Below are 11840 nucleotides of genomic sequence, written 5' to 3' on the forward strand. Positions count from 1 at the left end.
GCCACGTCATTGAGTCACCTCTCGGAGTCGTCACCCCTCGCAGTCACCCCTCCAGCAGCCCGGCGTCGTCGAGCTCGTCCAGGGCGGGGCCCGGCATGACCCAGAGCGCGTAGGAGTAGAAGCCGCTGTCGGTGACCTTGCGGGCGCCGTACTCCTCGGCGCGGGGCCAGTCGCCGCAGGAGACCACGTACTCCGAGTCGAACTCCACGCCCGCGGGCGGGTCGGCGAGGTCCAGGTCGCGCGGGGACATCCAGTACCCGATCCAGTTCATCACCTGATAGCGCGTCAGGGCGGGGCCGCGGCAGGAGTAGTCCATGTCGATGTCGATCGCCTCCTGCCCGGTGGTCGCCTCGACGCGTTCGATCGCACGCTCCATCCGTCGAGGAGCGTCACGCTTCTGCGTCGGATCCGCCTCGAGGGAGAGGACGAAGGACGTGATCAGGAGCAAGGAGAGGAGCAGGCGCGGGTGGCGACGCAGCAGCAGGGCGAGGGCGAGCATCGCCGCTCCGACGACGGAGGCCCACAACCAGAATCGGTTCTCGTTGGTGAAGGTGGGCTGCTGGGGGAGCGGGAACGGCTCCTTCGGGAACATCTGCGTCCAGCTCAGCAGCGCCGCGGAGTTGCCGGGCCCGTCCAGGGCGCCCCACAGCGGGATGTCCTGGGCGACCCACAGCACCACGGGGAGCGCGACCGCGCAGAACAGGGCCAGCGCGGCCAGCACCGGGCCCCTGCCAACTCCGCGGATCAGGACGATCAGGGCCACCAGGACCAGGAACACTGCGATGTGGTCGACATAGCGGGTGTAGATCCACACGTCCAGGCGCTGGTACGAGCCGGTGGGGTAGAGGAAGTCGGGGCGGGTCCACCACACCGCGCTGAGCAGCAGCGCCGAGAGGCAGGTGCCGAAGAGGAACACACCCGGCCCGATCTGCCACCTGCGCACTTCGTGCAGGGCCCAGGCGATGAGCACCACGGCTCCGAGTGCCGCCAGTCCGGCGGTGCCGACGGCCTGCGCCCAGGTCTGGTTCAGCAGCACGCGGAGGAACAGGGACGGCCTGCCGTTCTCCATCACACGGCTGAGCAGCTCCTCCTTGCCGCCGGACCCCCCGGCGAGCGTCACGTTCAGGAGGTGGGAGGAGTAGCGACGGACCGCGAGGGCCAGCACGGCCAGCAGCGGCAGGCCGAGAGCGGCGACCTTCCAGCGCCGGAACGCGAGCAGCCCCAGCCACACCGCCGCAGTGGCCACCACTGCGAGCTCGCGCGAATGCATGAGGTAGGTCGCCGCGACCGCGACCACGAAGAGCACGGTGCGCCACCATGTCGGTCGCGACCACAGCGCGTGCATCGCCAGCACGGCCCAGGCCAGCATGAACAGCAGCGCCTGCTCGCTCAGGGCGTAGTCCGCGAGCACCGTGCGGCCGGGGAAGCTCATCACCAGTGCCGCCACGGTGACCGCCTGCGGCGAGGTGAGCCCCATGCGCCGGGCGAGGAGCGCGAGCGGGATGATGGTCAGCAGTGCGAGGACGTTGCTGTACGTGACCGCGGTCCGGTAGACGAGCTCGGCATCGTCGGTGAACCACCACACGGGGGCGAGCAGGAGAGCCCAGCCGGGGTAGTAGCCGCTGCCGGAGAGCGGGAGCAGATCCGACTGTCCCGCGAGGAGGCGGGCCGTCTGGAGCGGGTGGATCTCGTCCCACGGCGTCCGCGGGGCCGAGGCGGTGCGCCCGATCTCCCAGTGCAGATAGGTGCACAGGATCACTGCCATGACTGCGGTGACCCACCACCAGGCACCGTTTCCGGCCCGCTGCGTCGGCCGGTGTGCCGAGCGCTCCCCGTCAGGGGTGCGGGCGGGGTGGTCCCTGCCTTCGAGCAGGGTCGACGGCGGTGCGCTGTGGGGTGCAGCCACGGAATCCTCCTGGACGACCGGCCCGTGCCGGGGTCGACGGGGCCAGGGGAAGCGTAGCGGGCGGCCGCGCGTCCTTCGTCACCCTGCCGGGGACGGACCTCCTCGCGGGATACAGTGACCGAGGTCCGGTGGACCTCACCCTCATGCCGCTCATCGGGAGATCGTGTGCTGAACAAGCTCAAGTCGATCGCGAAGGACCTTCTCGCGATCACCTGGATCCGTCGGACCTACGAGACCGTCAACCGGGGCTTCCTCGAGTCCTTCGGTTCGAGCCGAATCCTCACGCACCTCTTCTTCACCGGGAACTTCCTCACGTTCAACCGTGAGCAATCGGCCGTTCTCCGGGGGCGGAGGAACTACTACCGCAACAAGAGCACGGCGCGCGCCACGCACGTAGAGCTGCGGCGCAATGTGCACCGGCTGGAGAAGGGCCTCACCATGCGGCCCCGCCGGCCCGTGTTCGCCCGGGACTACATCACTGAGACCATCGAGTTCTACGAGGCGGCGATCCGTCAGCGGAACTCGGCGCCGGGCACGATGGACCAGGCGGAGCTGGACTGGGCGCACGACGTGCTCGTCGAGTACTTCGCGGTCTCCGCGAGGACCGACCGCACCGTGGAGGCGGCCCGCGCCCGCTTCGAGGCCGCGCCCTACGAGGCTGAGCCGACGGGGAAGATCCCCCACCCCAAGGAGAAGCTCAGCGACCTGGGCTACGACGACTTCGAGCAGCTGGTGATGCAGCGCCGCAGCGTGCGCTGGTACGAGCAGCGACCGGTCGAGCGCGAGCTCATCGACAAGGCGCTGCTGCTGGCCCGTCAGGCACCCACCGCCTGCAACCGCATGCCCTACGAGTTCCGGGTCTTCGACGACCCCGCGCTCGCCCAGGAGATCGGCCAGATCCCCTTCGGCACCGCCGGGTACGGCGAGAACCTCCCGGCGATCGCCGTGGTCGTCGGAAAGCTCGAGTCCTACTTCAGCCCCCGTGACCGCCACGCGATCTACGTCGACGGCTCGCTCGCCGCGATGCAGTTCATCCTCGCTCTGGAGACCCTGGGGCTGAGCTCGACGGTCATCAACTGGCCCGACTTCGAGCCCCTCGAGGCCACGATGCAGCGCCGGCTGTCCCTCGACGGCAGCGACCGCGTGATCATGCTCATCGGCTTCGGCTATGCCCTCGAGGACGGCCTGGTGCCCTTCTCGGCGAAGAAGGAGCTCGACACCTTCCGCCGCTACAACGAGTGACATGCCGGAAGAGGTGACGAGTGCAATGGCCGGAGACGACTGCGCCCGGGATGGGACCACGGAAGATCGGGTGACCCGAGGCAAGCGGCGCTCCCCGGTGATGCGCCTGCTGCGCTGGAGCGTGACGCTCCTGATCGTGGGGGTTGTCGGCTGGCTGTTCGCGCGGTCCCTGGCCGAGAACTGGGAGCAGGTGCGCGAGCAGCACCTGGGATTCTCCTGGTGGTGGGTGCCGGCCACGGTGTGCTTCGCGGGGGCGGTCGCGCTGACGGGCACCGCCTGGGGACGGATCGTGCGCTGGCTCGACCCGGCGGCGCAGATCCCCGCCCGCGAGGCGATCGCCGTGCAGTGCCTGTCCTGGGTGCTGAAGTACATCCCGGGTCAGCTCGGCTCGGTGACCAACAAGGTGCTGTGGGCCGGCCGCAAGGGCATCAGCCGCACCCTCGTGCTGATCAGCTTCCTCTACGAGAACGTGTTCCTGTTGATCGCCTCGATCGTCCCGGCCGCGGTGATCCTGCTGATCAGTCTGGGACCGGAGATCTTCGGCGCGAACGCGACCCTGCTCATCGTGCCGCTGCTGGTGCTGGTCCCGGCGGCCGTCGTGCTGTACCGGCCCGCGTTCCACACCCTCATCTCGCTGCCCGCTCGCAAGCTCCTGAAGTCCGAGGTGCCGCGCGAGTACTTCCTCGGCAGCCGGCGCGCCCTGCTGTCGCTGGGGGAGTTCCTGCTGCCCCGCGTGGTCAACGGCATCGGCTTCGTGCTCATCGCCGCCTCCGTCAGCGAGGTGACGCCCGAGGACTGGCTGCCCTTCGCCGCCACGTATGCTCTGGCGGGAGCCGTGGGCATCCTCGCGATCCTGGTGCCCAGCGGCCTGGGCGTGCGCGAAGCGGTGATCGTGGTGGTCCTCAGCCAGTACGTGCCCACCACGGAGGCCGTCATCATCAGCCTGCTGGCGCGCCTCCTCGCCACCCTCGGCGACGTCCTCGTCGCCCTCCTCTACGCCACCATCCGTCAGACCCTCCCGAAGGAGACCCGTCCATGACCCGTCCCCGGATCACGATCATCGGCTCGGCACTGTCCGGCAACAAGGGCGCCGCCGCCATGCTCGAGAGCGCTGTGCAGACCCTCGACGCGCGTCTCGGCGACGTCGACTTCACGCTGCTGAGCATGTACCCGGAGGAGGACCGCGCCCAGAACCACTACCCGAACCTGGAGGTGGTGCGGGCGGATCCGTTCCGGCTGGGCGTGGTCATCAACTCGCTCGCGCTCGCCCACCGGCTGCTGCCCTTCGCGCGGCCGCTGCTGCGGCGGAACCGGGCGGTGCGCGCGCTCGCGGACAGCGACGTGCTGCTGGACCAGGGCGGGATCACCTTCACCGACGGGCGCGAGAAGTTCCTGCTCTACAACGTCGCCTCGATCCTGCCAGCGCTGAACCTCGGCACCCCGGTGTTCAAGTGCGCGCAGGCCGTCGGCCCGTTCAAGAACCCGATCAACCGGATCGTCTCGAAGGTCTTCCTGCCCAAGGCGCGCACCCTCGTCACCCGCGGCCGGATCACTCATGAGCATGCGGCCGGGCTGGGCCTGAGCAACCTCGTCGCCGGGGCGGACTACGCCTTCTCCCTCGAGATGGACGGCACCGAGGCGGAGTCCGTCGCCTCCCACCTCGATCTCGGGTTCTTCGAGACCGGAGACGTGGTGGGGGTGTGCCCGAGCGTCGTGCTGCAGAAGAAGGTCGACGCCCGCGAGGGCGACTACGTCGGCCAGATGGTGGCGTTCATCGAGCGGCTGCGCGCCTCCGGCCGCAAGGTGCTGCTGGTCCCGCACAGCGTCCGCACCGGCACCGACAAGACCCACAACAACGACCTCCCGCTGTGCACGGAGATCAACGATCGCCTGGAGCCCGGCGAGGACCTGCTGTACGTCGATCGCGAGCTCAGCTCCCAGCAGCTGCGCTACCTGATCGGGCGCTGCTCCCTCTTCGTGGCCAGCCGCTTCCATGCGATGGTCTCCTCCCTCGCGATGGCGGTGCCGACGCTCGTGATCGGGTGGAGCCACAAGTACCGCGAGGTGCTGGAGATGGTCGAGCTCGAGGAGTGGGCCTTCGGTCACGACCAGCTCACCCCGGACCATCTGTGGGATCGCTTCGAGACGCTCTCCGCGCAGCGCGGCGAGGTGCAGGAGAAGCTCGACCGTCACCTGCCCGAGGTGAAGCGCACCTCGCTCGCGCAGGCCGATCTGATCGCCGCACTGGTCCGTCCGGCGGGTCGCGAGGCGCGCGGCTGATCCGGTGACGAACGACAGTTCCACCCCCGCCACCGAGCCCACCGTCGGGCCCGGGGCCGAGAGCGGCGTCGGGCCCGGGGCCAGGTCCGGTGCCGACGACGCCGCAGAGGCGCCGGCCCCGGCTCGTGGCATGGCCGTGCTGACCCGGGACCCGGCCGGGCCGACGGCCGCCGCGGAGCCCGCGGTCCGCGCCGTCGGCCCGTTCTGGCGCTGGGCCGCCCCGGCGAGCGTGGTGCTCGCGGCCGTGCTCCACCTGGTGGTGGCTCTCGGTGCGCACACCCCGTCCTTCCCCTTCGACGAGATCGTGCTGCTGCAGTACTCGAAGTTCCTCGCCGGGGAGGGCATGCCGACCGCGCCGCGCGGCGCCGGGTACTTCCCGGCATGGAGCGTCGTGATGGCGCCGGTGTGGTGGGTGACCTCCGATCCGGCGGTCGCCTACCGCCTCGCGATCGGGCTGGGCGTGGGGGTCGCGCTGGCGACGATCTGGCCGCTCGCCCGAGCCGTGACCAGGGTGGGCCTGCCCATGCCGCAGGCCGTCGTGGTCGCGGCGATCGTCATGAGCCTGCCCTCGCGGACGGTCCAGAGCGGCTACGTCACCAGCGAGAAGCTGCTCTTCCTGGTGCTGGTCTGCGCGATGCTCGCGGCGCTGCGCTTCTGGGAGCGGCCGACGATCCCGCGCGCGATCGTGTTCGCGCTCGTCGCCGCGCTGCTGACGGCCACCCATGCCCGGGCGCTCGCCCTCGCGATCGCGTGCGTGGTGTGGCTGCTGTGCATGGCGATCCGGTCCTGGCGCGCGTCCCTGGTGGGCACCGCCGTGCTCGCCCCGCTCGCCTACCTCGCCTTCTGGTCCGGCGGGCAGATGAACCAGTTCCTCGGCGGCGGGTGGGGCCAGGGGTCGAAGCTGGTGGACAACTACCTCACCTCGCGCCCGTCGATCATCGCGCGGGCCACGATCGGGCAGGGGTGGGAGCAGGTCGCCGGCTCCCTGGGCCTGGTGACCGTGGGCCTGCTGGTGATGCTCGCCCTGGTGTGGCGGGAGCTGCGTCGCGAGCGCGCGATCGGGCCGGTGTGCCTGCTCGCCGCGATGCTCCTGGGCGTGGTGCTGCTCTCCGTGGGGCAGTGGTCCAACGAGCAGGCGATGTACACGGCCGGATGGCGACGCCTCGACGCCTGGCTGTACGGCCGCTACATCGATCCGGTCTCCTCGCTGCTGATCGCCCTCGCTCTCGCCGCGATCCTGCGCGGGCTGCGCCGGATCGTCCTCGCAGTGGCGCTCGGGATCACCGCCCTGGCCGTCGCGGGCACCGTGCTCTGGATCGCCCCGGACGCCCCCACCTGGGGATACGTGACCCCGGCCCATATCCCGGGAGTGATGCCCTGGTTCGCCGCCCTGCCGCAGCAGGCAGGGGAGGACTGGCAATGGGGCCTGATCCCCACCTTCACCAACGCCAACCGCTTCTGGCTGCTGGCGAGCCTGCCCGCCCTGCTCCTGCTGGGAGCGCTGACCGCGTGCGGCCGACTTCGGCAGCGGGGGACGCCGGTCTTCGCGGCGGTGATGCTCGTGATCAGTGCCGCCGGCACCGTCGGCTCCACCCGGGCGACCGATCATTTCCAGCAGCTCGAGGGCAGCCGGCCCTCGCTCGCCGCCGACATCAATCAGCTGCAGGCCGAGCACGACGGTGCGATCACCGTCGAGTTCGACCGTTCGTGCACGCCCGGCATGAGCAACAACGCCGTCGTGCAGAACCGGCTGGCGTACTGGATCCACCCGACCACGATGGGCGTCACCACGGACCGCAACGCCTCCACGGCCCAGGTGACCCTGGGATGCGACATCTGGCCCGAGGGGACGGAGCGGGGAGCCCGGATGCTCGCCGACGCCGAGAGTTACGGATATCACGCCTGGGTGATGCCCGGCCCTCTCCAGGATGAACTCGCTGAACAGGGACGACTCGAGCCGGCCGCCACGCCGTGATCCCCTGCGCGGCCTCGTGCTGTTCACCGCCCGGCTACCCTGGCTCGATACGGTGGGATGTCTCGAAACCGTCTGCTGAGGTCCGCGATGCCCCTCACCGAGGATGCAGCGTCGTCAGAACCCTGATTCGACCGACAAGGTGCCCATGAAAGTCTTCGTCCAGATCCCGTGCCTGAACGAGGAGCAGACGCTCCCGCTGGTGCTCGAGACCATCCCCAAGGAGCTCCCGGGGGTCGACTCCGTCGAGGTGCTGATCATCGACGACGGCTCGACGGACCGCACCGTCGAGGTGGCGAAGGAATATGGCGTCACCCACTTCGTGCGGCATGCGCGGAACATGGGCCTGGCCCGCTCCTTCCGGGACGGTGTGGACTACGCCCTGGCGCACGGCGCCGACATCGTCGTGAACACCGACGGCGACAACCAGTACAAGCAGGAGCGGATCGCCGATCTGGTCGCGCCCGTGGTCTCCGGAGAGGCGGACATCGCGATCGCCGACCGCCAGACGAAGAAGATCGCGCACTTCTCGCCCTTCAAGAAGGTCATGCAGCAGGTCGGCTCGCACGTGGTGAACATCGCCGCGGAGACCGAGCTGCCCGATGCGGCCTCCGGATTCCGGGCGTACTCCAAGGCGTCGCTGATGCGGCTGAACGTCATCACGCAGTTCTCCTACTGCATGGAGACGATCATCCAGGCGGGCAACAAGCGCCTGCGCATCGCGTCGGTCCCGATCGACACCAACCCCAAGACGCGCGAGTCACGCCTGTTCAGCAACATCTTCCAGCACATGGCGAAGTCGGGCTCGGCGATCGCACGGGCCTACCTGATGTTCAAGCCCCATACGGTGCTGCTGTGGCTGGCCGGGATCGCCGCGGTGCTGGGCCTGGTGCCCTTCATCCGTTTCCTGGTCTTCGCGCTGATGGGAGAGGGCGGCGGCCACATCCAGTCGCTGATCTTCGGCCTGGTCCTGCTGACCTGCTCGTTCCTCACGCTGGTGCTGATGATCATCGCCGACCTCCAGCGCACCAACCGGGTGCTCATGGAGGACGTGCTCGAGCGGGTCAAGCTCCTCCAGTACGGCACCCCGAACCATCCGCTGGTGGGGACCAACGAGGGCGTGCCCACCTCGAGCGGCCCCCTCGCCACCGGCTGGTCTGACGACGGCCCCCGTGAGTACGCCCCGGGAGTCGCCGGGGCGGCGGAGACCGACGAGGTCGTCGTGGACCGGTGGGCGACGGCCGCTTCGCGGGACGGCTCCGGGACCCCCACCGCCTGAGCTCCCGCGCACGTGCTCCCCGCCGGCGCCCCGTCAGTTCGCTGACGGGGCGCCGGCGTCCGTCGGGGCGGGCTGTGGGATGCGTCGTGGGCACGGTGCAGAGGTCCTGATCGCAGGGCTCCGCCCGCGTCACCACCGGCGTTTCCGTGGATTCTGCTCCGCCGTGGGACCATGTCCCGGTGACCCTGCCGAGCGCCGAACCCTCCGCCACCGCCCCGTCGCCCGCCGCCGCGGCGTCAGCCGGGACGGTGTCGCCCGCCGCCGCGTCGCCCACCCTCGCGGCGCCCAGGGCCGACACCGGCTTCGAGGTCCTCGCCCGGCACGGGGAGAAGGCCCGTGCCGGGGTGATCTCCACCCCGCACGGAGAGATCGCGACCCCCGCCTTCGTGCCCGTGGGCACCAAGGCGACGGTCAAAGCGGTGCTGCCGGAGTCGATGAGCGACCTGGGTGCGCAGGCGCTGCTGGCCAACGCCTACCACCTCTACCTCCAGCCCGGCCACGACCTGGTCGACGAGGCCGGGGGCCTGGGCGCCTTCATGAACTGGCCCGGCCCCACCTACACCGATTCCGGCGGCTTCCAGGTGATGAGCCTCGGGGCCGGGTTCCAGAAGGTGCTCTCGAGCGAGTTCTCCGGTGGGGAGAAGGCCCGCACCTCCAACGGCGAGGACGACGCCGTCCGCGAGGGCAAGGAGCGCCTCGCCCACGTGGACGACGACGGCGTCACCTTCCGCTCCTTCATCAACGGCGACGTGCACCGCTTCACGCCCGAGATCTCGATGCAGATCCAGCACGGGCTGGGGGCGGACATCATGTTCGCCTTCGACGAGCTCACCACGCTGATGAACTCCCGCGGCTACCAGGAGCAGGCGCTCGAGCGCACCCGGCTGTGGGCGATCCGCTGCCTGGCCGAGCACGCGCGCCTCACCGCCGAGCGCACCCACCGCCCCTACCAGCAGCTGTGGGGCGTGATCCAGGGAGCCCAGTACGAGGACCTGCGCCGCCGGGCCGCCCGCGACCTCGGCGGGATGGACGTGGAGGGCGGGAGCTTCGACGGCTTCGGCATCGGCGGGGCGCTGGAGAAGGAGAACCTGGGAACGATCGTCGGCTGGGTGACCGACGAGCTGCCCGAGGAGAAGCCGCGCCACCTGCTGGGCATCAGCGAGGTCGATGACCTCTTCGTCGCGATCGCGGCGGGAGCCGACACCTTCGACTGCGTCTCCCCGTCCCGGGTGGCGCGCAACAGCGCCGTCTACACCCGGACCGGCCGTGTGAACCTCACCGGGGCGAAGTACCGACGCCAGTTCGCCCCCATCGACGAGAGCTGCGACTGCTACACCTGCACCCACTACACCGCCGCGTACGTCCACCATCTCTTCCGGGCCAAGGAGATGCTCTCCTCGACCCTGTGCACGATCCACAACGAGCGCTTCGTGGTGGGCCTGGTGGATCGGATTCGCGACTCCCTCCACACCGGCGACTTCGACGCCCTGCGGGAGGAGACCACCGGCGCCTACTACGGCGCGCCGCGGTGAGCCCGTGATGAGCGAGCGGTCCCCCTGGCCGCCCCGGAGCGATGACGCGCACTCTCCGGACGCCGCCACCGTGCTCGGTGCCGCCGTGGTGCTGCTCGCCCTGGCGGGGATCTGCGCCCTGCTGGGGGAGCATCTCGTGCTCGGTGCGCTGCGACTGGCCGCCGGGATCCTCGCCGGGGCCGGACTGGGTGCCGCCCTGCTCGCACTCCCGGCCCGATGGATGCGCCCGCGTCCGCGGCGCATGATCGCCGCGATCCTCGCCGTGGTCGTGGCTCTCGCTCTCACCGTCCCGGCGGTGCTCGCCACCCGCGTCGCACCGCTCGCGGACCGGGCGGAAGGGAGCATCGAGGCCCTCGCAGAGGGCGACCTCGTCCATTCCGTGCCGGTCCCCGACAGCCCGGTTCTGGTGCGCCGCGCCGGCGGCGCCGCCCAGCTGCTCGACGAGGTCGGCGCCCGCCCCGTCGAGGCGACGGCCCATGACTTTCTCGCGCTCTCGGCCGACGGCACCCGCCTGGTGCGCGCCACCGGTGCCTCCACCGAGGTGATGGCCCTGGACCGTTCGCTCTCCGCGCCCGACGGCGGCTTCCCGACCTTCTCCTTCGAGGGCACTCCGCTCGCTCTCGACGGTGACCGGATCGTGCTGCGGCACTGCTCGGAGGGGCTCTGCCGGCTCTCCGGCTACGACCTCACCGCTCCAGAGGAGCCGTTGTGGGTGGTCAGCGGCTCCGCCGAGACCCGGGGCACCGATCCGGCCGGGACCCTGGTGGAGGCGCGCCCCGCCGAGCCGCCCGGACTGCTGGACGCCGCGCGGGCGACCGGGGTGCTGCCCACGATCCCGCTGCACTTCGATCCCGCGCAGGGCTGGGTGCAGCTCGACCCCGCCACCGGCTTCCCCGTCGGCCGCCTCCTCGCCGGCCCCGAGGAGGAGTGCCGCATCGCGGCGGCCGGCGAGGCGACCTCGGCTCAGGACCCCCTGCACGCGACGCCCCGCGTGCTCACCGTCTGCTCCGCCGAGGACGGCGCCCTCACCGCCACGGCCTTCCAGGACGGGGCGCAGCTGTGGGAGTCCGCCCCGTCCCCGGCAGGGACCTGGTCGGTGCGCCTGGACCAGGGCCGGGTGCTCGCCGCCGGCACCGAGCTGGGCACCGACACCCCGGGGGAGATCCTCGCGACCGAGCAGCAGGCGGACTGGACCGCTCCGGGAGGCCAGGGGGTGCGCCAGGTCGCGGCCTTCTCCGCCCGGATCGGCATCGACGGCGCGAGGATGATCGTGACCAACGAGAGCGGGCAGCTGCTCGCCTACGACACGGCCGACGGCACCAACACCTGGACGCTGCCGCTGTCCGCCCCGGACGCCGCCGTGCGCGGCACGCTGGACGCCGGGACCGCCGTGGTGCTCGATGCCGTCGTGCGGGAGCGGCCGCTGGAGCCGCGGTCCACGCAGCGCCTGCGGGTGATCGACGCCGCGACGGGTGAGGTGGGCGTCGAGACGCTGGTCGCCGGGGACGTCGGCGCTGTGCACGCCGTGGGGGCGGGCAGGGCCCTTGTCACCGTGGGCGAGGAGACGCTGCTGCTGGGCTCGTGAGGCCCCCGACGGCCGGGCGCCTCGGACCGCCGAGGAGGTCCGAG

8 protein-coding genes are annotated in these 11840 nt (G+C 70.9%); 7 read left to right on the forward strand and 1 reads right to left on the reverse strand.

The annotated features are described in order from the left end of the window. Positions 1-43: 43 nt before the first annotated feature. A complete protein-coding gene (locus tag VF289_RS00440) occupies positions 44-1906 on the reverse strand; it encodes a hypothetical protein (RefSeq protein ID WP_330879978.1) in 1863 nt (620 codons plus the stop codon). Between the two features lie 165 nt (positions 1907-2071). Between VF289_RS00440 and VF289_RS00445 the strand changes: the two genes are divergently transcribed. From VF289_RS00445 to VF289_RS00475, 7 genes are all read left to right on the forward strand, one after another. Continuing rightward, positions 2072-3148 (forward strand): nitroreductase family protein, encoded by a 1077-nt coding sequence (locus VF289_RS00445; protein ID WP_330879980.1) that lies wholly within the window; start codon positions 2072-2074, stop codon positions 3146-3148. 70 nt (positions 3149-3218) lie between these two features. Beyond that, positions 3219-4187 carry a lysylphosphatidylglycerol synthase domain-containing protein gene (locus VF289_RS00450; RefSeq protein ID WP_330879982.1) on the forward strand — a complete coding sequence of 323 codons (969 nt, stop codon included), beginning with the start codon at positions 3219-3221 and terminating at the stop codon, positions 4185-4187. Next, positions 4184-5428, forward strand: coding sequence for a polysaccharide pyruvyl transferase family protein (locus VF289_RS00455; RefSeq protein WP_330879984.1), 1245 nt, complete (start codon positions 4184-4186; stop codon positions 5426-5428). The genes VF289_RS00450 and VF289_RS00455 overlap by 4 nt, the downstream gene beginning before the upstream one ends. A gap of 4 nt (positions 5429-5432) precedes the next feature. Further along, positions 5433-7403, forward strand: a complete 1971-nt coding sequence (locus tag VF289_RS00460) for a hypothetical protein (protein WP_330879986.1) — start codon at positions 5433-5435, stop codon at positions 7401-7403. Between the two features lie 145 nt (positions 7404-7548). Beyond that, on the forward strand, positions 7549-8679 hold the full coding sequence (locus VF289_RS00465) for a glycosyltransferase family 2 protein (RefSeq protein ID WP_330879988.1): 1131 nt from the start codon (positions 7549-7551) through the stop codon (positions 8677-8679). A gap of 248 nt (positions 8680-8927) precedes the next feature. After that, a complete protein-coding gene (tgt, locus tag VF289_RS00470; RefSeq protein WP_330879995.1) occupies positions 8928-10211 on the forward strand; it encodes a tRNA guanosine(34) transglycosylase Tgt in 1284 nt (427 codons plus the stop codon). 7 nt (positions 10212-10218) lie between these two features. Beyond that, complete coding sequence (locus VF289_RS00475; RefSeq protein ID WP_330879990.1) at positions 10219-11796, forward strand: PQQ-binding-like beta-propeller repeat protein; 1578 nt, start codon at positions 10219-10221, stop codon at positions 11794-11796. Positions 11797-11840 lie beyond the last annotated feature (44 nt).

This window comes from Brachybacterium sp. (assembly GCF_036379615.1).
Classification (GTDB): domain Bacteria; phylum Actinomycetota; class Actinomycetes; order Actinomycetales; family Dermabacteraceae; genus Brachybacterium.